The organism is Sphingomonas sp. GW821-FHT10F09, assembly GCF_058809195.1.
Window position 1 is genome coordinate 546,045 of record NZ_JBXASI010000001.1, and the last position, 21,611, is coordinate 567,655.

Genomic DNA, 21,611 nt, shown 5'->3' on the forward strand with positions numbered 1-21,611 from the left:
CCGAAGGAGTAAGAGAATGGAAGACGACGAACGCGCGCTCGTTTCCTCGAGCGGCGAAGCGGTCAGGCTCATCGAGCGTTCCGGCTCGCCCGGGCGCGAGATCACGGTAAACGGCAGGCGCCACGTCGTCGAGAGCGACAGCCTCGACCATGGCGAGCTCGTGCGGCTCGCCTTCCCCGACATGCGCATCGAGGAGGCGCGGTCTGTGACGGTCACCTACCGCGGAGGGCCTCTTCGTGCCGCCGAGGGCGTGCTCACGACCCACCAGCGCAAGCCGGTCGCACAGGGGGAGACGTTCGTTGTCGCCCGCACCGTCGCGTCGTAGCGCCGATCTGGAGCGGCTCCGGGACGAGGGCTACGACCTAGCCCTCGTCGATGGCCTTCTGGTCGTACGGGGCATCCCCTATGCGACCCAGTTCAGGACCGTGCAGTACGGAACGCTGATGGTGCCTCTCCGGATGGCCGGCGACGTCACGCTTCCCCCCGACGGGCACACGATCCGGTGGCGAGGTGAGACACCGCGGAGCGCGACCGGCGACTGGCTCCCAATGCTGAACGCCGGCTATCCCACCGGCGACGGCGAGAGCCGCCACAGGCTTCTCTGCCAGAAGCCGGCCGGTCGCGAGTTCCACGACTATCACGAGCTCGTCACGTCGTACGTCAATCTCTTCGCCCAGTATGCGGTTCTGCTCGACCCGGACTGCACGGCCCGCACCGGCGGCGGCATCGTCAGGGAGCACAACGCCGCGTCGCCGTTCAACTACGTCGATACGGCCTCCAGCCGGGCCGGGGTGGAAGCATTCTCACGGCGGCTGGAGGGCATGACCATCGCCATCGTCGGCCTGGGCGGGACCGGCTCATATGTTCTCGACCTCGTCGCCAAGACGCCGGTCGCGACCATTCACCTGTTCGACGACGACACCTTCGACCAGCATAACGCCTTCCGCGCACCGGGGGCCGTCGCGGTCGAGGACCTCGCCGTTCGTCGTGCCAAGGTCGATCACTTCGCCGCGATCTACTCGCGCCTGCATCGCGGGATCGTGCCGCACGCGGAGCGGATGCAGCGGGGGTCGCTCGCTGCTCTCGACGGAATGGACTTCGTGTTCCTGTGCATCGACGAGGTCGACCCGAAGCGCGCCATCTGCGATCGACTCGCAGGCGCTGGCGTCCCCTTCGTCGATACCGGTATAGGCCTGGATGTGGCGCCTGACGGCGTGTTCGGCCTCGTCCGCACGACGACCAGCACGAACGAGACGCGCCAGGCTGCCCTCGACTGCATACCCGGTGGACACGGCGGCGCTGACGATCCCTATCGCACGAACATCCAGGTCGCGGACCTCAACGCGCTGAACGCCGCTATGGCCGTCGTCAGATGGAAGCGGCTCTTCGGCTTCTATCGGAACGGCGGGCATGAGCACCAGTGCGTCATGGACGTGGAGTCCGGGCGATCGCACGTCGTGGCCGGCGAGGTGGAGCGTAGTGGCAGCTAGCGGCTGCCACTACTCATTCCGCTGCCGAGCACCTGCTGATCCGACGTCGACGCTGGCGTGTTGACGACGGATAGACGAGCCTTCCGTCGTGGCTGCAGCCATCTTCGGAAATCGCGACCGGTCATCACGATGGCGCGGGCCGGATCATCGGCATCGGGAACCACGTAGCGCACGGGCGGACCGGCAGTCCGCAGCGCCTCGACCGCGAGCTCAGGTACGCGCAGGATCTCGACGAACCCACTAAGCGCCTGGGTCTCGGCCGTCGCGCAGGCGACTTCGAACCGCCGCACGGGGCCACCTGATCGAACCCGATTCAGCGTCGGGCCTCCCGGCGCGTTCCGCAGGTCCGCCAGCCACCGCTCCTCGTCGCGGATCATCAGGACCGACCAGCCCCAGATGCTGTCTCCGGCGGATATCCTGCCCTCGGGCGTCGCAAGCCGGACCGGCACGGCGCGGGTGCACGAGACCGCCAGGTCGGCGTCCGCCTGATCGGGCGAGGCGAAGGCTATCTCCTTGCGGGCGAGGTGCGACACGATCGAGTCGAGCGTGGCGATCACGTCAGAGGGCGCGGAGCGAAGCCGGAGCTTCATCAGGCGCTCTTCGTCCGAAAGGTGCGAGACCACCCGAAGCGCTGGTTGTAGTTGTTCATGAACTCGTGGATGGGCACGTACGACCTGCCGTCGGGATCGTCGTCCGCCGGGTCCTGGATCAGCAGCTCGATGTCGTCGCGGGAGGCGACGCGGTAGCCCGCGATCCCCACGTAGTGCACGATGCCGGACACGACCTCCGCGCATACCGGCCGCTGCGCATCGATCTCGCGCTTGATCGTCGCCTCAAAGCGCTCGGGTGTCGCGTCGCCGGCATCGACCTCGAGCATCGGCGACGCGAAGTGATCGCCCAGCACCACGTGCAGCAGCTGCGGTTCGTCCGCGGGGTAGCGCCTGCCCAGCACCTGTCGGGCGACCTGGTCGCGCGACGTCGCGCCGGCGCCCCGGTAGGAGTTGATGACGCCCGCCGCGACGCCGGCCCAGCACCAGTTCACGTACGGCTGCTGGGACTCGACGGTGAAGTTTCGCACGCGTCCCTTCTCGCCGGCCTTCAGGGCGAACAGGTTCGCGTCCGGAACATGCGGGACATGCTCCGTAGTCGGGCCGAGGAACAGGGCCGGCAGAGGGGGGCTCATCGGCACTCGACCTTCGAAGAGGGACGAAGTCGCTGCTGAACGCGCCCGAGCCGGACCGGGCCCGTGCTGCAGGACATCGATCCTGAACGGACGAGCCGCTGGTCGGCGGGACGGACGACCGCGAAGCTGACCGTCGCCGTGCCGGATACGAACACCGGCGGAGATCCGACCTCGAAGACGTTCCAAATCGCCTTGCGCGAGACCACGTTCCCGCCCGAGCTGTCGACGGAGACGTTCACTACCATGCCGCTTGTGCCAAGGACGCTCGCGGCTGAGGCCTCGTTGACGACGGTTCCGAACGGAAGCGGCGACGCCGCCTCGCCCCCGTACATGTCCTTGAGGAGCTGCACGTGCGCGGCCACAACGGCCTGTAGCTCCGCCGAGGCGGCCTTCGTGGCCGCGAGCAGCGGCTCCAGCTTGTCCTTCGCCGCGGCCTCGGGGGTGCCTGTCTTCTTCAGCGCCGACTCGTCCTGGTCGATCCGGCTCTTCGCCTCGGCGGCGGCCCCGGAAGCCGTATCGTCCAGCGTCGCGAGGGTGCCAAGCGCGGTGAAGACCGACGTCGCGCCGGAGCCTGAGCCGGTGACGCCCTGCCAGTAGACCGGGCGATCCGGATCGCCGGTGCGCAGAGCATTACTCACCTCGAGCAGCAGGACGCGGTTGGACACGTCGGCCTTGGCCGGGGTGATCTCCTAGTCCGGCACAGCGAGCTGGGCCAGCTTGACGGCACTGCTCACCGCAGCACCGACGGCCGCGACGCTTCCTCCCGGTCTGAGCACGGCACTGGTCTGCGCTCGGGTCGCCTGCGTCAGCTTCCCGGTGACGTCGGCGTAATCCTTCGCCAGCCTGCACGCGCGGAAGCGGAACTGCTGCCAGTGCGCGAAGGTGGCAACCTCCTGACCGGAGGTCAGAAGCACCGGAGCGAGCGTACCTCCTGCGCCCGGAGCCGGGTCGGCGAGAGATGGGATGGGCTTGCACCAGTCGGTCGGCAGAGAGCCAGCCGCAGCAGGACCGGCGCTGCTCAGCGCGACTTTCACGCGCCCCGCGATCTCGGCGGCCAGCGGACGAACGGCCGTAGCCGCCAGCGCGTACGCCTCCGCCTGACCGGCTCCGTCCTTCATCGTCGTGGCACCGGTGGACGGACCGGCGGGTAGCGCGTCGACGAGCTCCTTCGATTTGCCGATTTGCCCTGCGCGCTCCGCTGCGTCGTTGGCGATCCGCAGCTGTCGTAGCTGCTGCTCCTTGATCTGGTCGTCGACGCTCGGCTTCTGCTCGACTTCCTGCTGAGCGACGGCGACGGCTGGCCATGCCGCCAACATGACAAGAACGATCGAACGCATCGTTGCCCCCTGGGCCCGTGGTCCAACGCTTCCCCTGGCCGTCGATACGCACCGAGCCTCGTGCGTGATCGTCGAACTCGCCTGCGCCGATGCAGCGCTCACGGATGCTGTCTTGGGGCGACCGTGATGTCAATCCGGACTCGCGACGCAGCCGAGGACACGATCTTTACGATCGACTGGCTACTGTTCCGTGTGCGGCAGCTCGCTATTAACTTCAATCATTGAAGCTGCTATGTCGGCAGCATGAAGGCCAAGTCGTTCATCGGGATGCGCTGTCCGATCGCCGGAGCTCTCGAGCTCATCGGTGACCGCTGGGTTCTGCTCATCGTGCGTGATCTGTCGATGGGCATGACGCGCTACGACGACATCCGGGTCAGCCTAGGGATCCCGACCGCGACCCTTTCCGCGCGTCTGAAGCGCCTGGAGGAAACGGCGATCGTGGCCCGGCACCGCTACCAGGAGCGACCTGCTCGTGACGAATACCGCCTCACGCCGAAGGGACGTGATCTCTGGAAGGTGAGCGTGGCCCTGCGGGAGTGGGGCGACCGCTGGGATGCTTCCGGGTTCGGTGCCCCCACTATCGATATCGTGGATCGCGAGACGGGGCGGCCGCTCGAGCTGGGGATGGTCGACCGGGAGACCGGCCAGACGGTCCCGCCGACCCGCATCGAGCTGCGCCCAGGACCCGGTGCCGACGACAGCACACATCGGCTGCTCGGCTTTCGGAGGGAGACCGCACGATGACTGGAGCAGTAGAGCGCGGCTTCAACGCCCACATCCTGTGCGGCTCTTCGGCCTTCGTGCAGCTGCGCCGGCTCGCCGGCGAGCCGGCGCAGAAGCCGAGCCGATTACCGGCGGCTGAAGGACGACGGCATGACGATCGCCATGTCCTGCAGGCCAGCAGCCGGAACGATCTGCCGGTCGTGTGATCCTCTCTGGCGGAGGTCAGCCCCTTCCACGAGGCCTAGCGATCCTGCCGGACATCTTCCTCAAGCGACGGACAGAGACATGAAGGCGTTCGCCATCGACCGCTACAAGGGCGAGCTGAAGCCCAGGGACATGCCCGAACCCGTGGCGCACGCCGGCCAGGTGGTCGTCGAGATCGCGGCGGCGAGCCTCAACCCGCTGGACGGCAAGATCCGCGACGGCGAGTTCAAGGCCTTCCTCAGGTACGACATGCCGCTCGTGCTGGGCAACGACCTGGCGGGAAGGATCGTCGCCGTCGGTCCTGGCGTCACGCGTTTCCAGGTGGGCGACGAGGTCTTCGCCAAGGTCAATGTGGCCAGGATCGGCACGTTCGCCGAGCGTATAGCGGTCAGCGAGGGCGATCTCGCGCGCAAGCCGGCCAATCTCTCCATGGCCCAAGCGGCGTCGCTTCCGCTCGTCGCACTCACTGCGTGGCAGGTGCTGGTCGAGCGCGCGGGCCTGCGATCCGGGCAGAAGGTGCTGATCCACGCCGGGGCGGGCGGTGTCGGCACCATCGCCATCCAGCTCGCCAAGCACCTGGGCGCCACGGTCGCCACCACTGCGAGCGCCTCCAGCCTCGAACTGGTGCGCTCGCTCGGTGCGGACGTCGCCATCGACTACCGCGGCGAGGACTTCGCGCAGCGGCTGCACGACTACGACGTCGTCCTCACCTCCCTTGGACGCGACGTCCTGGAGCGGTCGCTGAAGGTCCTGCGGCCCGGAGGCAAGCTCATCTCGCTGTCCGGACCTCCCGATCCGGCCTTCGCCCGGTCGGTCGGCGCGAACGTCGTGGTGCGGCAGGTCATGCGCCTGATGAGTTCCAGGATCCGGAGGCTCGCGAGCCGACAGGGGGTCGAATACTCCTTCCTCTTCATGCGTGCCGACGGCGCACAGCTTGCGGAGATCGCGCATCTCGTCGAGGGCGGGGTGATCAGGCCGGTACTCGACCAGGTCGTGCCGTTCGAAAGCACTTCGGAGATCCTCCCGCTACTCGAGGGGAGGCGAGGCCCGGGGAAGGTCGTGATGTCGCGCGAGGTGGCGACTTCGGGCCAGGCGACCGCATCCGACAGCCTTCCCTTGGCGGATCTTCTGAAGAAGCTGCGGACCATCGATCCCGTCGTCAGGGTCTGGTCCGACAAGGAGCCTGGCTGACGCCGTCGCGGCAGCTCTGGAACGAAGACGCGGCTGCGGCCAGAATGGAACTCTCTGGATCATGACGAACCTCGAGGAGATGCGAGCGCTTCCGGACGGCTCGCGATCGACGAGCATCTCGGTGCGCGCCGTGGACGCCTATGCCGACTGCCTGCCGCAGCTTCATCTTCGAGCTCGACCCGATGGGGTCATCACGTTCCTGAACCTGCGGTACGAGGAGCTGACCGGAGCCGACCGGGATCCTGCTGTCCGAGAGGCGCTGTGGCGGGATCGGATACATCCCGAGGATCTCGACGGCCTGGAGGGCGCACTCGCAGGCGGCGAGGAGGGCGATCGCGATCTGCAGGTCGACTTCCGGCTGCTGCACGCGGACGGGGCGTTCAGGTGGATGCGACTGACCGCCCGGATCGTCCAGGACGAGACCGGGAACATCGTCTGGCATGGCCTGGCATCCGACGTTCATGACGAGCGGGCGACACGCGGCGATCCCGATGCGATCAGCCGCGGCCTGCGGGAACGGGTGGACGGTCAGGCGGCGGAGCTGGCGTCGCTGGAAGCCCGCTACGCGAGCCTCTTCGCTATCAGCAGGATCGCGTTCGCCGAGCAGGACATGTCCGGGACCGCCCTGATCCTGCGCGACCTGAAGGCGCAGGGAATCGAGGACCTGGCGGCCTACATGGCCGCGCATCCAGAGACGCTCGCTCGCTGCGTCGCTGCCGTGAAGACGGTATCCGTCAACGACGCGTGCGTGCGCATGCTGGGCTTCGACGACGTCGACGGTGCGGTGGACCGGACGGTGGACGGCACTGCGGAGGACATCGAGGCGGTGCTGCTGAGGCAGTTCGAGATGATCTTCTACGGCTGGGAAAGCGTGGAGGGACGGGTCGTCCTGATCGGAGCCCGGGGACGCCGCGTGCCAGTCTTCTACTCCGTCACGCGTCTCGACGACGAGCGTCAGCTGTCCAGCCTGGTGGACATCAGCAGCCAGGAGGAGGTCGAGGAGATGCGCCGCGCCGCGCAGGCGGAGCTCGCGCGTGCCAGCCGCATCGCGACCGTCGGCGCGTTCTCGGCCTCCATCGCCCACGAGCTCAACCAGCCGGTCGCCTCCATCAGCATGGACGCGAACACTGGCCTGCGGCTGCTGCGGCGTCCCCAACCCGACGTGGGGGCCGCGGTACGGGTGCTGGAGCGCGTCTCCGTCACGATCGAGCGGATATCCACCATCGTCAGGCACACGCACGATCGTATCCAGGGCGGGCGGCAGGACGTCCGCAGGATCGATCTCGGCCGGCTTGCGAGGGAGACCTGCGCACTTCTCGCACGAGACATGCGGAGCAGCGGCGTGAGCGTCAGATACGTCGGAAGCGACGCGCCGGCCGTCGAAGGCGACTTCGTCGATCTGCAGCAGGTGCTCATCAACCTGATCAACAACGCTCGCGACGCCATGCTCGACGTCGAGCGGGACGAGAAGATCGTCACGGTCGACGTGCGCGGTGTCGGGGACCATGTCGAGCTTGCGGTCGCCGACGTCGGCGCCGGTATCTCGGAGGAGGACCGCTCACGCCTCTTCCAGCCCTTTTTCACGACCAAGAAGGAGGGGGTCGGTCTGGGGCTCCAGATCTGCCTTTCCACGATTCAGCGGATGGGAGGCGAGATGAGCGTTGCGAACGGGCCCGCTCAGGGGGCCGTATTCACCTGCCGCCTGCCGGCGCTGCGCGGCTGAGCCTTCACGGAGCGGTCCGATCTCGCGTCACGCGCATCGGGCAGCCATTGGCCCTGTCAGTCGGCTTCCGGCGCGTCGATGACGATGCTGAAGCGGGTTCCCGACGGCTCGGACGCGACCTCGACCAGATGCCCCAGCGCGCGGCAGTGCTCGCGCACGATCGAGAGCCCCAGGCCGAGACCCTCGCTCGTCCTGTCCGCCTGGTAGAACGCCTCGAATAGGCGGGTCCGGATGTCGGCCGGAATGACCGTCCCGTCGTTGACGACGTCGATGCGGACCTTTCCGGCGGTGCGGCAGGTGCTCACCCTGACGTGGCTCCGCCCGTACTTCAGGGCATTGCCGATCAGGTTGTCCAGGATCGAGCGCATGCGCGTCCCGTCGGTGCGGACGGGGACGGGCAGGCGTTCGATCTCGAGCCTGACGCCTCCAGCCGCCGCCGACTTCGCCCAGACCGCCTCGGTCTCCTCCATCATGACGCCCAGGCATTGCAGCTTGAGCGGGCCGAACGGCTCCTCCGACACCGCCGCGCCGACGAGATCGCCCAGCCCGCGCGTCATCCGGCGGACCTGCGTGCGAGCGGCCTCTATCCAGATGCGGTCGCCTGCCAGCTGGTCGGCCAGGATCAGACGCTCCAGCGCGTGCGAGATGATCTGGAGCGGCTGCATGAGATCGTGGCCGGCGGCGGCCATCGCGGAGCGCAGGGCGCGAGCGACCGCGGCGCCGCCGTACGGATCGGCCGCTGGCGGCTCAGTGGCCACGCCGTCGGAGTCCGTCCTCGTCACCGTGGTGGCGCTGTCCGTCGGTCCGGACGGTTGCACGAAGGCGGTCAGGTTCTGCACCGTACTTCTCCGTTGCTGCCAGCATGCCAGCCCGTGGCGCCGCGTCTGCTGTCGTGTGAGCCGCTCATCGCGACGCCGGTGCGGCCAATCCTGCGTGATCGACCTTCCACTTCATGGCCGTCTCTATGCGCCGCGCGTTGCTGGGATGATCGTAGAAGAGAAGCTCCTCCAGCCACGTCGGTCGACTTGCCCGATAGTCCGCAGTGGCCAGCACCGCCCTGACCATGCCGTCGGGCTCGTGCGCAAGTTCGAGTCCGTACCGGTCCGCGTCGGCCTCCACCAGCCGCTCGGCCGTGTTCACGAGCGGCGTGGTCACGAACGTGTAGACTGCGAAGATGCCAAGCAGGATCGGCAGGCCGGCGGGATCGGCGAGGCGAAGCCCTGGCCTGCCCAGGAGACGTGCCGCCGCCCCGAAGGAGCGCTGCGCCACTAGAAGGCCGACACCCACGACGATCGTCAGGAAGAACGCCAGCATGAGCGGATGGGCATGGCGTTCGTGGCCCAGCTCATGGGCGACCACCGCCCTGACCGCGCCGACGTCAGCTCCGTGCGCGAACATCGAGTCGCTCAGCAGGACGGTGGCCGACGAACCAAGCCCGGTCACCGACGCAGTGTACCGGCTGCTCTGGCTTGATCCGTCGTACACCAGGACTCGATCGCCGTTCACGCCGCCGTCCTCAACCAGTTCCTGGACGGCTTCCCGCATCTCGCCGGCGGGGGCGGGCGCGTACCGGTGCAGGAAGGGAGCGAGTGCGACAGGCTGGACCACGAGGGCGAGAACTAGCCCGACCGCCGCGAGCGCGGTCCCCCAGAGCCACCAGCGTGAACCCGTTCGCCGGACTGCCGCGTAGAAGCCGGCAAGCAGCGCAGCACCCACCACGGCCGTGACGAGGGACTGGATCGCGTACTCGGTCGCCCAGGCCGCAAGCGGCTGGTGCGAGAAGCCATACGAGCGCTCGCGATGCCAGTCCGAGAAGGCGAACCAGGGTAGTTCCAGCGCGAAGAAGCCGAGAAGGGTCGCGAAGACGATCGCAAGCGAGGCCCTCACAGGTCTCACCGGCGCGACGAGGCCGACGGGCAGCCTCGCCGGCACGTCGATGCGCACCAGCAGCGCGGCGATTGCGACCGCCAGCAGCTTGGAGCAGAGAAGGAGCCAGTGTCCTTCCCTCGTGTAGGCAATGGCGGCAAGCTCCCGCGCACGCGGGACCAGATGAAGGTAGGCTTCGGTCGCCGCCCTGACGTCGATGGTCATATCTATCCGCCGCTCCGCCTGACATGTCGTCGTGACACCAGTCGGACTATCGCTTGGATCCTGATTTCTCCCCATCGCTCGGTCGTATGGGGAGGGACCGACCTTGGCACCGGGAGGCACTACCGAAGTATAGCCCTATGGTAGGAGCATGTGACGGCAATGGCAGAGGGAGCGACGGCGACGGCTTCTTCGTCTTTCTAGGGCGCGGTAGCAGCACCGATCCGCCGTGCTATCCTGATTCACGGGAAGACACCCCCTACCAGCGTCCAGCTTCTCACATGCGACCGGCCGCTACAGACAGGTCGCAGCGGGGACCACATCGGCGTGCCCGCGTCATGAGCATGGGGCGGGATGTCGTTTCTAGCCTTTTCGGTCGCGCTGATCCTAGCCGCCCTGGGCAGTGCCGTCCTGGCGTATCGTCTAGGGGCGACGAGCCGGGCCCTCGCCCGCGAGACGAGCGAGGACAATCTCAGGCACGTCGCGGACTCCGTGCCGCAGGTGCTCTGGCAGGGACTACCCGATGGGCGCGTCACGTTCATGAACCTCCGGTGGACCGAGATCACCGGAGCTTCGGTGGAGGACGGACTCGACGAGGACGGCTGGGCCTGGAAGAACTGGTTTCATCCCGACGATCGGCAGGGACTGCTTGACGACTGGGCACGCGCGCGCGCGTCGGGCGTCCAGTTCGACTCCTACCGACGGCTGCTGCATGCGGACGGAACCTACCGGTGGCTCCAGATCACGGCTCGTCCGGTGCGGAGCGAGGACGGTGCGATCCTGCGTTGGTACGGCGTGTCGACCGACATCCATGCCGAGATGCAGGCACAGCTCGGGGTCCGCGAGCTGAACCAGACGCTGGAGCAGCGTGTCGAGGAGCGGACACGCGATCTGTCAGTCAGCGAGCAGCGGTACCGGTCGATCTTCGAGCGATCGCAGGTCGCGCTCTTCGAGCAGAACCTCGACGATCTGGTCTCGGCCCTCGCGCCGCTGCGGATGCGCCACGGCGAGAGGCTCGCCTCCTACCTCGTGGACCACCCGGATGAACTGTCCGGACTCCTCCGGCTGCTGAGGACCGAGGACGTGAATTCGGCCGCTGCGCAGTTTCTCGGCAAGTCTCGCGACACGATCCTCTCGCATACGCGCCCGGAGATCGTGGACCCGGCGCCGTTCGCCGAGCTTCTCCATACAATCGCCTTCGGCAAAGAGGATCACTGGGAGGGTGTCGTCACCCTGATGGTCGCCGACGGGAGCATCAGGCAGGCCCTCTGCGGGGTCACGCTGATGCGCACCCCCGGACGCACACGGGCCTTCACCCATCTCAGCGACATCACCGAGCGCGAGCGCACGCGCGAGATGCTGATGGAGGCGCGCGAGGAACTATCCCGGGCGAACAGGGCGCTGACGGTGGGCGCTCTCTCCATGTCCCTCGCACACGATCTGGGCCAGCCGATCAGCTCCATAGCCATGGACGCGCACGTGGGGCATCGCTCCCTTGCCAGCTCCCCCGTCGATACCGCCACTGCGAGCAAGGCGCTGGATCGCGTGATCTCCTCCGCGCGCCGGGCAGCCGAGCTGCTCAACCGTACGAGGGAGACGGCGTCCCGGAGAGAGAGGTCGGTGGAGGCTGTCGATCTGGCCGAGGTCATCCGCACAAGCGTCGGTCTCATGGAGCATGAGGTACGGCTACAGGGCTGCCGGGTGCACCTCGAGCTGCCGGAAAGGTCGGCCCTCGTCGCGGCGGACCGGGTCGAGCTCCAGCAGGTCCTCATCAACCTGATCCTGAACGCGCTGGCGGCCAGCCAGTGCTCCTCCTCGAACGACCGGACCATCGAGGTGACGCTGACGGATCGAGACGATGACGTCGTCGTTGAGGTCAAGGACAGCGGCGTCGGGCTGCCCGCGGGCGCGGAGGCCCGGATCTTCGATCCGCTGTTCTCGACCCGCCCGGGAGGCATGGGCATGGGACTCGCGATCTGCCGGACGATAGTCCAGAGCTTCGGCGGCGACCTCGTCGCCCGTAACAATCCAAATGGCGGCGCGACATTCGTGTTCACGCTGCCGCGCTTGCGCTAGCGCTCCGGCCGGCCTGGCCGGGAGCGTGTCCGTCGAGCGATCGCGGCGGGCGGCGGACGACAGAGCGACAGGATGGTCACGAAGAGCAGAGCGCCGAGAAGGAGCGATATGGCCGCATCCTCGATCGCCTGCATCGCTCCATACGCTGCGGCGGCGCAGGCGCCGGCGAGCGCAACGACCAGGGTCAGTGTGAGATCTCGATCCGCTCGAGCCATGAGACGCTCCTGAATCCAGCGTCGGCGACCTGCCTTACGCCGCAAGGTGACCGGAACGGCGGGCCGACCATCGCGGGAGGAACGGGCTGGCCGGCTGGGGGGGGGGGCAGGGGCGCCGTCCCGGTCATCTGCAAAATAACGCCTGTCCCAGTCGGCGCACAGTCGTCAGGAGGTGTGGCCGCCACGTTCCTTGGTAGGTGGCGGCGCGCGATCGGACGCAGCACATGGGGCCTCAAGGTATCAGCTCGCGCTGCATTCCGGACCCGCCCGATGGGCACGTCCTCCTGCGACGTTCACGCGGCGGCAGCGACCTCGTTCGGCTCAAGGCGCCGAGCCTCGTCGATCGCCGCTTCGACGGCAGCCTGACGCGCCGCTTCGCCGCGCCCGATGCCTTCCGCCACGATCACCTCCACGTCGGCACCGACGAAGCCGAACACGGCACGTAGCAGGGTCTCGGCATGCTCATAGGCGGCATAGGGCGAGCCCTCGCCGTAGACATTGCCCCGAGCCAGCGCGACGATGACGCGCTTGCCCCTAGCCAGTCCGACCGGCCCGTTCTCGCCGTAGCCGAAGGTCCTGCCGCGCACGGCGATACGGTCGATCCACGCCTTGAGCTGACTGGGAATCGAGAAGTTGTAGAACCCCACGCCGATGACCACGACGTCGGCGTCCAGGAACTGCTGCACGTCCTCGCCGCCGGCGAGTGCCAGGTAGGTGTCGAGCGTCAGGTGGGAGAGCGGCTCGTCGACGAGGTCGCGGTAGGTGACGTCCAGATCCGGCTGAGCTCCCCGGAGGCGGTCGACGACCGCGGCGGAGATCGCCCGGCTGGCGGAGCCTTCGCCCATGATGCTGGAGTCGATGTGCAGAAGTTTCACTGATGGTCTCCGGTCTGGATTTGTGACCAGGACCAGCTATGTGACCGAAACTCTTTCGCCAAGAACGCATATTTCTAGGACCAGGTCACATGGATATGCCTGCCTCTCACGGCGTGACGGAGCGATGCCGCAGGATGAGCGGCGTGCTCACGATCGTCGGAGACAAGTGGACGGTGATGATCGTGATGGTCCTCATCGAGCGGCCGCGGCGCTTCAACGAGATCAAGCGTCTGATCGGCGGCATCTCGCAGCAGATGCTGACGCGCACGCTCAAGGCGCTGGAGCGCGACGGCATGGTCAGCCGTACGGTTCATCCGACCGTTCCGCCTCAGGTGGAATATGCTCTGACGGACCTCGGTCACTCGCTTTCGAGGCCGCTGCGAGATCTGGGCGAATGGGCGGGCGCACACCTTGAACAGATCCTGGAAAATCGCGTGGGATACGACATGCGGAAGGATCAGGGAGACGTAACCCGGAGCCAGGCCAGCGGCTGATCCGAGGCCTTGGGGATCCTGCATCGCCTCGCGGTCGTTGCGGCGGAAACGAGGCAGGTTTCCAAGAACCGACGAGGAAGCTCCGGCTACCTGATATCGGACAAGGTCCGAATTGCGGGGGCGAGGCTACGGTCGGGCGACTTCATCCTGGGTCGCCGCGAAGCTCCGAAACCTCTCCTTCACATCTCGTATGTCAGTAAGTTGCGATGAATAATCGACCGCACTACGTCTATGTCGCTGCCAGCGACCGCCTGCTCGCCTGGTCGAAGGAGGAGTTCGACCGTGTCGTCGTGAAGGTCGGCATAAGCGAGCGCCCGACCATGCGCGAAATGGGACTGAATGGCACGCATCCGACCACGGGTGCGTACGTACATCCGTGCTGCGGCTGCAGCGACTGGAAAATAGTCGCATTGAAGCAGACTCCGACGAGGGGCGACGCCGAGGATCTGGAGAGGCGCTTCATCGCCGCCTTCGAGCCATTCGACGCCTATGTGCGTCACGCCGTGCCCTGGACACTCCCGTTCAAGGGTGCGGGGGAGGGCGAGCTGCTGCTGCTCCCGGAAAAAACTCCCGTCGGTGTGGAACTGGCGCGGTTCGATGCGGACGTGCGGGACCTCTACCTCGCGGGCCGCTCCGGCCTCCTTAGAGCCGTTCAGGTCATCGAACCCGAAGCCGACGAATGGGTCGACGATGAGGAACTCGAATTCCGCCGGGAGCGTGACGATTACGTTACCGGCGCCGAGCACAATCGTCACGAGGCACAGGACCGTGCGGCCCTGTCACGGGAAAGCGGTCACTACTACGAAGACTGAGTTCGAAGCGGTTCCGCCAATTCGGCCAGGATCAGACCTGTGCCCGGCCGCCATCGACGAAGAGCTCCGTGCCGCTGACGAAGCTGGATGCATCAGAGGCGAGATAGAGCACCGCCTGGGCCACCTCCTCAGGCAGGCCGACCCGACCCATCGGGACGGATGAGACCAGCTTCCGGAACGCTTCCGCGGACAGGCGCTGGGTGCCGGGCGTGTCGATGGGGCCGGGGCTCACGACGTTAGACCGGATCCGCCGGTCCTTCAGCTCGATCGTCCATGAGCGCACGAAGTTGCGCAGGGCGGCCTTCGTCGCGCCGTAGACGCCGAGTCCCGGCGTGCCCTTGGACCCCGCCACCGAGCCGATCAGGATGATGGAGGCGCCGTCACGGAGATGCGGCAGCGCCTTCTTCACCGTGAACACGGTGCCCTTCACGTTCGTCGAGAAGAGCCGATCGAAGTGCTGCTCGGTCATTGCTTCCAGCGTTCCCACCTCGGCGACCCCGGCGTTGGCGACGAGCACGTCTATCCGACCCAGTCCGGCGACGACCTCGTACAGGCGGTCAAGATCCTGAAGGGAGCCTACGTCGCCGCGAAAACCGGTGGCGGCCTGCCCGAGCGAAGCCACCGCCTCGCCGAGCTCCTTCTCCCGCCGGCCTGTCACGATCACGCGCGCGCCTTCCTGTATGAAGGCCTTCGCTATGGCGAAGCCGATGCCGGAGCTTCCGCCGGTGACCACCGCCAGCCTGCCTTCGAGCGTCGCCATGGTATGTACCTTCTCCAATGCGTGATTGAGGCGCCCGTCCGTGCGGGCGTCCGACATGACGCCTCGCCGTTTTCCGCTCAGGCTTCCAGGAAGAGGCGCAGATGAGCCAGGAACAGGTCGGGATACTGGAAGTGAGGAGCGTGTCCCGAATCCGGGTAGATGATGAGCTGCGCGTTCGGCAGATGCTGCTGCAGGTGAAAGGAATTCGTCGTGTTGAGCATCACGTCGAGGTGGCCGTTCGCCACCAGCGTCGGCATCGTGATGGCGGCGAGGTCCGCGAAGCGCTCGCCGTGCGGCTCGAGCCAGTCCCGCCCGGCGGCGACCTGCGCCATGATCGTCGGCATGCCGCTGGGCGCATCGACGTCCTCGGTGCGTGCATGCCGCCGTTCCCAGTACCGCGCCGCAGCCGCGCGGCCGGCGTCCGACTGTCCGAAGAACAGCCAGGCCATGTCGTCGAGGCCTGCGTTGCCGCGGGCGCGCTGGGAGACCTCGGCGATATACGGCGACGGATCGCCGCCACGCGGGCTGGTACCGACCAAGACGAGACGCCGGACACGCTCGGCGTTCTTCTTGGCGAACGCCTGGGCGACCATGCCGCCCATGGAGAAGCCCAGCAGGTCGAAGGTCCCTAGCTCGAGTGCATCGACGAAGTCGACGATGCAGTCCGCCATTCCCTCGATCGTGCTCGGCGTCTCTCCGCTCGAGGCGCCTACGCCCGCGTTGTCCACGAGGATGATCTCGCGATCCCTGGCCAGGCCATCGGTGAAGGCCGGATCCCAGTGGTCGAGCCCACCGGTGAAATGCTGCAGAAGCACGATCGGCGTCCCGGTCGAGTTGCCGAACCGGCGGTAGGCGTAGCGGTTCTGGCCCGCTTCGATGAACTGAGTGGGGGCGTTCTGATGCGTCTGCATGGTTCGATCTCCTTGAGGAGACCGTGGCTCACGCCGGCGCGGCTAGCGATATGGACGTCGGTATGATCCGGACGCACCCCCGTAGGGGCCGGGCATCGCCACGACGAAGTCCGGTTCGCTTCAGGCAGGATCCGCGTCCGCGATCGGCAGGTCGAACGAGAAGCCGGCGCCTCCGCTCGGCAGATTCCGCACGGTCAGCTGCCCTCCCATCGCCTCGACGGTCGTGCGGCAGATGTTCAGACCCATTCCTATGCCGGTCGACTTCGTCGTGAAGAACGGGTCGAACAGCCTGGACAGGTGCTCGTCGGGAATGCCCGGCCCGGAGTCCGCGACATGGACGCGGACCGCGGCATCCTCCGTAGTGATCTCCATCGATATGCGGCGGTGCCCGGGCTGGTCCCGCATCGCGTCGGCCGCGTTGCTCACCAGGTTGACGAGGACCTGCTGCACCTCGATCGGATCGCCAATCACGCATGGCACGCCTTCGCCGCAGACGATCTGCAGATCCGCCCCCGATCGCGCGAGATCATGGTGGAGGAGATCGCGCGTGTCGGTGGCAAGACGGCAGAGATCGACGGCCTTCCTGGCCGGCCGACCTGCGACGATGTTCTCCCGCGTCCGCTGTACGATGCCGGCGATGCGCTGGGCAGTTCTGTCGACGCGCTGCAGGATGCGGGCAACCGCTTCGACGTCGGGGTTATCCCTTCCTGCGAGGCGAAGTCCTGTCGTGGCGTCCATCAGCAGGGAGGCGATCGGCTGGTTCAGCTCGTGGGCGATGGAGGCGGAGAAGGCGCCGACGGTCGCGATCCGGTTCGCGCGCGCAAGCTCCGTCTGGGCGGCTCGGCGCATGCCTTCGATCCGCTCCTGGTCCGAGAGGTCCACGTGACTCGACAGGTGGAGACCTTCCGCCAGCCTGGTCACGGTGAAGTAGACCGGTATGCGTCTGCCACCCTTGCCGACGAGAACGGTGCGGCCATCGATATGGCTCAGCCCGTCGAAGTACATCTCCAGCTGGCGAAGCAGTACCTCGGGGCCGTCGTCTGCGTTCTGGGCCGGTGGATTCGCGACGAGCTCGGCCACGTTCTCGAAGCCCATCATGCGTGCCAGCGCCTCGTTGACGCGGGTGGTCCGGATTACGGCCAGGGTGCTGGCCAGCTCGTCCGGGTGCGTCGCCATGTACGAGCGTAGATCGGTGACTCCGCGCGCCCTGAGATCGTCGAGGATCCTCTCGGCCGCGCTGAAGTCCATCTCCGCGAAGGTCATGTTGCTGACGTCGAACAGGCCGGCGTAGCGGCGTTCGGTGCGGACCAGCTCGGACGTTCGTTCCGCCACCCGCTGCTCCAGCGTCTCGTTCAGCTCGCGGACCTTCTGATGCGCCGCCACCTCCTCGTGGATGTCCGACATTCCTCCGTACCATCGGATCTCGCCCGATCTGCCGGCGACGGGCACCGGCCGGCCTACGTGCGACATCCAGCGATAGCTGCCGTCCGCGTGGCGCAGTCTGTATACCGTTCGGAGCTCCTTCTCCGCAGGCATCACCTCCTTCAGCAGACCTACGAACCCGGCCCGGTCGTCGGGATGGATGTCGGCCAGGTAGTCCTCCGGCTCGATCCGGTCGCCGAACTGCCGCCCGGTAAGCTCCGGATACCTCCGGTTGTAGAAGTCGACGGTGCCGGAGGCGTCCGACCGCCAGAGGATCTGCGGCACCGAATCGGTGACGTTGATCAGTTCGGCCCGGCTCGCCTCGAGTTCTCGCTGGACCTTCTGCAGCTCCTCCTTCGCGACCACCTCGTCATGGACGTCCGAAAGGCCACCGAAGCGCTCCACCTTGCCGGTAAGCGGCGAGTAGGCGGGGCTGTCGTAGATCTGCATCCAGCGATAGCTGCCGTCACTCTGGCGGACCCTGATCTTGAGATCCGTCATCGTCCGCGTCGCGACCGCATGCGAGACCGTCTCGGTAAGGGCCGGCACGTCGTCCGGGTGGACGACGTCGTTGTAGCGCTGCCCTTCCAGAACGCTCCAGCGGTCCAGCCCGGTCACCGCCGTCCAGCTCTCGTTGAGGTACTCGATCTCGCCCTGCGGGTTCGAGCGCCAGAGAACGAACGGGACGGAGTTGGCGAACAGCTCCACTTCGGATCTGCTGCGGTCCAGGTCCAGCCTGACCGTCTCCAGGCGCTTGCGGCTGACCAGCAGCGCGGCGGTCACGCCGATGGCCACGCATGCGAAGATACAGCGCAGCGTGTTCGCGAGGGTCGGCTGGTGAAGATGTGCGACGATCCAGGCCAGGACGGTCAGCGCCACGCATATCTGCGCCGCCCGCAGGACCGCCTTCACGCCGCCACTGACCGATACGAGTACCAGGACCGCAAGATAGAGGATCGATACCGAGAAGTCGTAGACAGCGATGCTGTCGACGGAGAAGACGGCTGCCGCGAGCAGGATGGCCGCAACCAGGGAAAGCGGTCCTGCCAGTCGCCCGTCCATCATGCCGGCCCCCTTGGTTCGCACCGGCTCGCGGCCGGCACTATCCAGGAGCATACCTTCCCGACCTTCGCTTCGCAAAGTCGCTGCGGAGGAGGCGAGGGGGCGCCTCGATCATGGAGCCGGAGACGGTCGATGCCGCGCGGCGGCGAAGTACGCCATCAGGCTTCGCGCTTCGCGGCATGCGCGCTGCCCCACAGCGATCCCGGATTCACCCGCTCGGGATAGAGCGCGAGCATGGCATCGTAGAGGTCCCGGGCCGTCGTCGTCTCCCCATCCAGGCGGTCGAAGTCCTCGATGTACCGCCGGGTGGCTTCGATGTGTCGCGGGCTGTTGTCGGGGGTGAGCGGTCCATGCCCGACGATGACGATCTTCGGACGTAGCGCCTCGATGCGATCGAGCGCCGCGAGCCAGGCCCTGCGACCCGCCCTGTCCGTCTCGACCAGGAAGGGATGCACCTCGTTGTAGACGGCGTCGCCCGAGACGACGAGGTCAAGCGAGGGGACGTGAAGACCGGTGGTGTCGTCCGTGTCGGTGTGTCCGAGATCGATCACCCGGAACTCGTGGCCTTCAAGTTCGAAGCGATCATTCTCGAGTACCTGCGCGATCGTGAGACGATCGGGCACGAGACCCGGAAAGCGTTGCTTCCAGTTGGACTCCAGTACTTGGGGCGACGAAGTCGCCCGCATTGCGTCCACGACGTTCGGACGGGCGATCGCCCGAGCGTCGGGGAAGCGCTGCAGCAGCTTGGTTAGACCGAAGAAGTGGTCGGGATGGGCATGGGTGAGATAGATCGAGCGAAGGGTCCGGCCCTTGCTCTCGATGAAGTCGGCGAGCACCGACGTCTGGGAATCGCTGAGGAAGGTGTCCACCAGCACGGCGTCTCGTTCGCCCCAGAACAGGGTCGTCGTGTTGGCGACCCAGCTCAGGCTCTCCTTCCCCGGCGGGACGCCCTGGGTGGCGCTCGCGCGCTTCATGATGAACAGCTCCCATTCGAGCGGGGGACGGACTGCCTCGGTCATGGTGACGTCCTTCTATTCGGGTCAGAGATGTTCGCGAAACCACTCCAGGGCGGCGGCGATGGCCGCGGACCGCTGGGCGATGTAGATGTCGTAGTGGACGCCGGGAACCAGAACGAGCCGCTTGGGCTCGAGCGCCCGCTGGTAGGCCGCGAGCGCCAGGTCGGTCGGCGTCGCCCCGTCCTCCCGCGCTACGATGAACATCAGCGGCGTCGGCGAGACGCGGCTCACGAAGGCGCCTGGCTCGTACATGCGCGCCAGTCGCGACGAGCGCAGCGTTACCGTATTCTCCCATACGCCCTCCGGCACGGGCCGAAGCATGAAGTCGATTGCGTCCTGCGTCCGATACGCCGCCGGCACGCCTGGATCGGATCCGACCAGTGCCTGATAGCCCGGTTCGCCGTCGAGCTGGTTGCGGTCGTCCTGTGCCAGCGCCTCGTCGACGGCGGCGAGCTGATCGGCCGGGATCCGGCGCAGGCCCTGCTCGTAGCCGCTGATCGTCGGCACCTGGGCGACGACCGCCTTCAGTCTGCGGTCGCTGGCACCGAGCATGATGGCGTGCCCGCCGGAGTAGCTCGTGCCCCAGAGGCCGATCCTCCTCGCATCCACCTCGGGCCGGCCCTCCAGGTAGGAGATGGCCCGCCGCCAGTCCGCGATCTGCCGCCACGGGTCGACATCCTGACGCGGAAGCCCTTCGCTGCTGCCGAAGCCGCGATGATCGTGCAGCAGGACAGCGAAGCCAGCGTCGGCGAAGGCGACCGCGAACGGCTCCAGACCGTAATGGATCGTGCCGCCGAACCCTGCCGACATCGTGATCGCAGGGTACGGCCCGGCCCCTTGGGGAAGGAATAGCCAGCCGCCGATCGCGGTTTCCGCGTCGGCTCGGAAGGAGATGTCGGTCCTGCTGATGCTCATGGTCGTCTCGGATCAAGAAGGGAGATCTCAGGCGGCGGCTTCGGCGGACGGTCCGAAGGCGAGCCGGTTGTCGGAGAGCCAGCCGCTGACCGGGCGCGCGTCCTTGCCCGTGAGATCGCTGACGGTCTTGGTCGTCTCGGCGAGCACGCCATCCCGAAAGATCCGGTCGAGCCCGAGCAGCAGGTCCGCGACCATCTCGCTGACGCCCGAGGCGACGAGGATCTCCCGATGCTCGGCGCGCGTCCGCTGCGCATAGGTCACGGGTCGGCCGAGTAGCTGCGACAGTTCCTCCGCGATCTCCGGCATGCTCACCGTGCCCGGGCCCGTGAGATGATACGCCCGCTGGGAGTCGAGGAAGCGTTCGTCGAGCAGCGCGACGCGCGCCACCTCGGCGACGTCCCGCGTATCGATCAGATTGACCCGACCGTCTTCTGCCGTCCCGCCCCAGGTGCCGCTGGCGACGGGAGCCTTCGCTCGTGCGAGGACGTCCACGAAGCAGCTTGGACGCAGGACCGTGTAGCCGATGTCGCAGTCGGCCAGATGCGCCTCGATCTTCATGTGCCAGTCGAAGGGGTGCAGACGGGTGGGCGGTCCCATCGCGGACAGCTTGACGATGTGCGAGACGCCAGCGCGCACTGCTGCATCGATCATTGCGATCTCGTTCTCGACCTGCCTGTCCGACGTCCCGTGGGCTAGGAACAGCCTGTCGGCGCCTTCGAGCGCGACGGAGAGGCTTGCAGGTCTGTCGAAATCGATCTGCGCGATGGGGGGTGCGGGCGACAGGCGGCAATTCGACGCGCTCCGCGACAGTCCAAGGACCTCCACCGGGTCATCGGCAAGCCGGGCCATCAGAGCCGCGCCGACACGGCCCGTGGCCCCCGCCACCGCGATGCGCGGCCGAACCTTGCTGAAGCCGTCTCTGGACATGTGGATCCTCGTTCGGATGTGACTGACTTACGAGTCCTACTTCGGTCGGGACGCCGGACTGCACTGCACGATGGTATGGGGCGTGGCGTGCCTTCGTAGAATTGGAGGGCCGCGTGACGAGCGTCATCATCGTCGGCAGCCCGGCACATGCCGCGTACCCCGATGGAGGCCCTTCCGATGATCGCTT

General features: G+C 67.0%; 22 protein-coding genes. 9 read left to right on the forward strand and 13 right to left on the reverse strand.

From position 1 onward, the window contains the following. The first annotated feature begins 16 nt into the window (after nucleotides 1-16). Nucleotides 17-325, forward strand: a complete 309-nt coding sequence (locus tag AC1RTO_RS02580; RefSeq protein ID WP_493159371.1) for a hypothetical protein — start codon at nucleotides 17-19, stop codon at nucleotides 323-325. Then, the gene (locus AC1RTO_RS02585; protein ID WP_493159372.1) at nucleotides 300-1,490 is read left to right on the forward strand and encodes a ThiF family adenylyltransferase; all 1,191 of its coding nucleotides are present in this window, start codon (nucleotides 300-302) and stop codon (nucleotides 1,488-1,490) included. Before AC1RTO_RS02580 ends, AC1RTO_RS02585 begins: the two co-directional genes overlap by 26 nt. Here the strand turns inward: AC1RTO_RS02585 and AC1RTO_RS02590 are convergent. Genes AC1RTO_RS02590 through AC1RTO_RS02605 form a run of 4 tightly spaced genes read right to left on the reverse strand, consistent with a single transcriptional unit; the run spans nucleotide 1,487 to nucleotide 4,010 of the window. After that, nucleotides 1,487-2,080 carry a hypothetical protein gene (locus AC1RTO_RS02590; protein WP_493159373.1) on the reverse strand — a complete coding sequence of 198 codons (594 nt, stop codon included), beginning with the start codon at nucleotides 2,078-2,080 and terminating at the stop codon, nucleotides 1,487-1,489. The genes AC1RTO_RS02585 and AC1RTO_RS02590 overlap by 4 nt on opposite strands. After that, entirely contained in the window at nucleotides 2,080-2,673 is a 594-nt protein-coding gene (locus AC1RTO_RS02595; protein WP_493159374.1) for a C39 family peptidase, read from the reverse strand. Before AC1RTO_RS02595 ends, AC1RTO_RS02590 begins: the two co-directional genes overlap by 1 nt. Then, complete coding sequence (locus AC1RTO_RS02600) at nucleotides 2,670-3,338, reverse strand: hypothetical protein (RefSeq protein WP_493159375.1); 669 nt, start codon at nucleotides 3,336-3,338, stop codon at nucleotides 2,670-2,672. Before AC1RTO_RS02600 ends, AC1RTO_RS02595 begins: the two co-directional genes overlap by 4 nt. A 24-nt stretch (nucleotides 3,339-3,362) precedes the next feature. After that, nucleotides 3,363-4,010 (reverse strand): hypothetical protein, encoded by a 648-nt coding sequence (locus tag AC1RTO_RS02605; protein WP_493159376.1) that lies wholly within the window; start codon nucleotides 4,008-4,010, stop codon nucleotides 3,363-3,365. 243 nt (nucleotides 4,011-4,253) lie between these two features. On the opposite strand from AC1RTO_RS02605, the gene AC1RTO_RS02610 reads away from it, so the two are divergent. From AC1RTO_RS02610 to AC1RTO_RS02625, 4 genes are all read left to right on the forward strand, one after another. Then, nucleotides 4,254-4,754: a winged helix-turn-helix transcriptional regulator gene (locus tag AC1RTO_RS02610; RefSeq protein WP_493159377.1), complete on the forward strand. Its 501-nt coding sequence runs from the start codon at nucleotides 4,254-4,256 to the stop codon at nucleotides 4,752-4,754. Beyond that, complete coding sequence (locus tag AC1RTO_RS02615; RefSeq protein ID WP_493159378.1) at nucleotides 4,751-4,939, forward strand: hypothetical protein; 189 nt, start codon at nucleotides 4,751-4,753, stop codon at nucleotides 4,937-4,939. The genes AC1RTO_RS02610 and AC1RTO_RS02615 overlap by 4 nt, the downstream gene beginning before the upstream one ends. Nucleotides 4,940-5,018: 79 nt before the next feature. Next, nucleotides 5,019-6,128: an NADP-dependent oxidoreductase gene (locus AC1RTO_RS02620; RefSeq protein WP_493159379.1), complete on the forward strand. Its 1,110-nt coding sequence runs from the start codon at nucleotides 5,019-5,021 to the stop codon at nucleotides 6,126-6,128. A 61-nt stretch (nucleotides 6,129-6,189) separates the two neighbouring features. Then, entirely contained in the window at nucleotides 6,190-7,851 is a 1,662-nt protein-coding gene (locus AC1RTO_RS02625; RefSeq protein WP_493159380.1) for a PAS domain-containing sensor histidine kinase, read from the forward strand. Nucleotides 7,852-7,907: 56 nt separating this feature from the next. Here the strand turns inward: AC1RTO_RS02625 and AC1RTO_RS02630 are convergent, their stop codons facing one another. Beyond that, nucleotides 7,908-8,690, reverse strand: a complete 783-nt coding sequence (locus AC1RTO_RS02630) for a sensor histidine kinase (protein ID WP_493159381.1) — start codon at nucleotides 8,688-8,690, stop codon at nucleotides 7,908-7,910. A 64-nt stretch (nucleotides 8,691-8,754) separates the two neighbouring features. Further along, nucleotides 8,755-9,942, reverse strand: a complete 1,188-nt coding sequence (locus AC1RTO_RS02635; protein ID WP_493159382.1) for a M48 family metalloprotease — start codon at nucleotides 9,940-9,942, stop codon at nucleotides 8,755-8,757. Nucleotides 9,943-10,293: 351 nt separating this feature from the next. On the opposite strand from AC1RTO_RS02635, the gene AC1RTO_RS02640 reads away from it, so the two are divergent. Beyond that, on the forward strand, nucleotides 10,294-12,015 hold the full coding sequence (locus tag AC1RTO_RS02640; RefSeq protein WP_493159383.1) for a PAS domain-containing sensor histidine kinase: 1,722 nt from the start codon (nucleotides 10,294-10,296) through the stop codon (nucleotides 12,013-12,015). A 508-nt stretch (nucleotides 12,016-12,523) separates the two neighbouring features. On the opposite strand, the gene AC1RTO_RS02645 is transcribed toward AC1RTO_RS02640, so the two are convergent. Beyond that, a complete protein-coding gene (locus tag AC1RTO_RS02645; RefSeq protein WP_493159384.1) occupies nucleotides 12,524-13,105 on the reverse strand; it encodes an FMN-dependent NADH-azoreductase in 582 nt (193 codons plus the stop codon). 134 nt (nucleotides 13,106-13,239) lie between these two features. On the opposite strand from AC1RTO_RS02645, the gene AC1RTO_RS02650 reads away from it, so the two are divergent. Both AC1RTO_RS02650 and AC1RTO_RS02655 read left to right on the forward strand, forming a co-directional pair. Beyond that, entirely contained in the window at nucleotides 13,240-13,599 is a 360-nt protein-coding gene (locus AC1RTO_RS02650; RefSeq protein ID WP_493159385.1) for a winged helix-turn-helix transcriptional regulator, read from the forward strand. Between the two features lie 206 nt (nucleotides 13,600-13,805). Next, entirely contained in the window at nucleotides 13,806-14,411 is a 606-nt protein-coding gene (locus tag AC1RTO_RS02655) for a hypothetical protein (RefSeq protein WP_493159386.1), read from the forward strand. A 31-nt stretch (nucleotides 14,412-14,442) separates the two neighbouring features. On the opposite strand, the gene AC1RTO_RS02660 is transcribed toward AC1RTO_RS02655, so the two are convergent. From AC1RTO_RS02660 to AC1RTO_RS02685, 6 genes are all read right to left on the reverse strand, one after another. Continuing rightward, nucleotides 14,443-15,171 (reverse strand): SDR family NAD(P)-dependent oxidoreductase, encoded by a 729-nt coding sequence (locus AC1RTO_RS02660; protein WP_493159387.1) that lies wholly within the window; start codon nucleotides 15,169-15,171, stop codon nucleotides 14,443-14,445. A gap of 77 nt (nucleotides 15,172-15,248) precedes the next feature. Continuing rightward, a complete protein-coding gene (locus AC1RTO_RS02665) occupies nucleotides 15,249-16,082 on the reverse strand; it encodes an alpha/beta fold hydrolase (protein WP_493159388.1) in 834 nt (277 codons plus the stop codon). Nucleotides 16,083-16,202: 120 nt separating this feature from the next. Then, entirely contained in the window at nucleotides 16,203-18,569 is a 2,367-nt protein-coding gene (locus tag AC1RTO_RS02670; RefSeq protein WP_493159389.1) for a PAS domain-containing sensor histidine kinase, read from the reverse strand. A 155-nt stretch (nucleotides 18,570-18,724) separates the two neighbouring features. Beyond that, a complete protein-coding gene (locus AC1RTO_RS02675; RefSeq protein ID WP_493159390.1) occupies nucleotides 18,725-19,585 on the reverse strand; it encodes an MBL fold metallo-hydrolase in 861 nt (286 codons plus the stop codon). Between the two features lie 21 nt (nucleotides 19,586-19,606). After that, nucleotides 19,607-20,497: an alpha/beta hydrolase gene (locus tag AC1RTO_RS02680; RefSeq protein ID WP_493159391.1), complete on the reverse strand. Its 891-nt coding sequence runs from the start codon at nucleotides 20,495-20,497 to the stop codon at nucleotides 19,607-19,609. Between the two features lie 27 nt (nucleotides 20,498-20,524). Further along, nucleotides 20,525-21,424, reverse strand: coding sequence for an NmrA family NAD(P)-binding protein (locus AC1RTO_RS02685; RefSeq protein WP_493159392.1), 900 nt, complete (start codon nucleotides 21,422-21,424; stop codon nucleotides 20,525-20,527). Nucleotides 21,425-21,611 lie beyond the last annotated feature (187 nt).

Bases quoted from the DNA above. Each gene is read 5' to 3' on its own strand.
- AC1RTO_RS02580 (WP_493159371.1), top strand. From the start codon at position 17: ATGGAAGACGACGAACGCGCGCTCGTTTCCTCGAGCGGCGAAGCGGTC.
- AC1RTO_RS02590 (WP_493159373.1), bottom strand. From the start codon at position 2,080: ATGAAGCTCCGGCTTCGCTCCGCGCCCTCTGACGTGATCGCCACGCTC.
- AC1RTO_RS02595 (WP_493159374.1), bottom strand. From the start codon at position 2,673: ATGAGCCCCCCTCTGCCGGCCCTGTTCCTCGGCCCGACTACGGAGCAT.
- AC1RTO_RS02605 (WP_493159376.1), bottom strand. From the start codon at position 4,010: ATGCGTTCGATCGTTCTTGTCATGTTGGCGGCATGGCCAGCCGTCGCC.
- AC1RTO_RS02610 (WP_493159377.1), top strand. From the start codon at position 4,254: ATGAAGGCCAAGTCGTTCATCGGGATGCGCTGTCCGATCGCCGGAGCT.
- AC1RTO_RS02615 (WP_493159378.1), top strand. From the start codon at position 4,751: ATGACTGGAGCAGTAGAGCGCGGCTTCAACGCCCACATCCTGTGCGGC.
- AC1RTO_RS02620 (WP_493159379.1), top strand. From the start codon at position 5,019: ATGAAGGCGTTCGCCATCGACCGCTACAAGGGCGAGCTGAAGCCCAGG.
- AC1RTO_RS02625 (WP_493159380.1), top strand. From the start codon at position 6,190: ATGACGAACCTCGAGGAGATGCGAGCGCTTCCGGACGGCTCGCGATCG.
- AC1RTO_RS02635 (WP_493159382.1), bottom strand. From the start codon at position 9,942: ATGACCATCGACGTCAGGGCGGCGACCGAAGCCTACCTTCATCTGGTC.
- AC1RTO_RS02640 (WP_493159383.1), top strand. From the start codon at position 10,294: ATGTCGTTTCTAGCCTTTTCGGTCGCGCTGATCCTAGCCGCCCTGGGC.
- AC1RTO_RS02650 (WP_493159385.1), top strand. From the start codon at position 13,240: ATGAGCGGCGTGCTCACGATCGTCGGAGACAAGTGGACGGTGATGATC.
- AC1RTO_RS02655 (WP_493159386.1), top strand. From the start codon at position 13,806: ATGAATAATCGACCGCACTACGTCTATGTCGCTGCCAGCGACCGCCTG.
- AC1RTO_RS02660 (WP_493159387.1), bottom strand. From the start codon at position 15,171: ATGGCGACGCTCGAAGGCAGGCTGGCGGTGGTCACCGGCGGAAGCTCC.
- AC1RTO_RS02665 (WP_493159388.1), bottom strand. From the start codon at position 16,082: ATGCAGACGCATCAGAACGCCCCCACTCAGTTCATCGAAGCGGGCCAG.
- AC1RTO_RS02670 (WP_493159389.1), bottom strand. From the start codon at position 18,569: ATGATGGACGGGCGACTGGCAGGACCGCTTTCCCTGGTTGCGGCCATC.
- AC1RTO_RS02675 (WP_493159390.1), bottom strand. From the start codon at position 19,585: ATGACCGAGGCAGTCCGTCCCCCGCTCGAATGGGAGCTGTTCATCATG.
- AC1RTO_RS02680 (WP_493159391.1), bottom strand. From the start codon at position 20,497: ATGAGCATCAGCAGGACCGACATCTCCTTCCGAGCCGACGCGGAAACC.
- AC1RTO_RS02685 (WP_493159392.1), bottom strand. From the start codon at position 21,424: ATGTCCAGAGACGGCTTCAGCAAGGTTCGGCCGCGCATCGCGGTGGCG.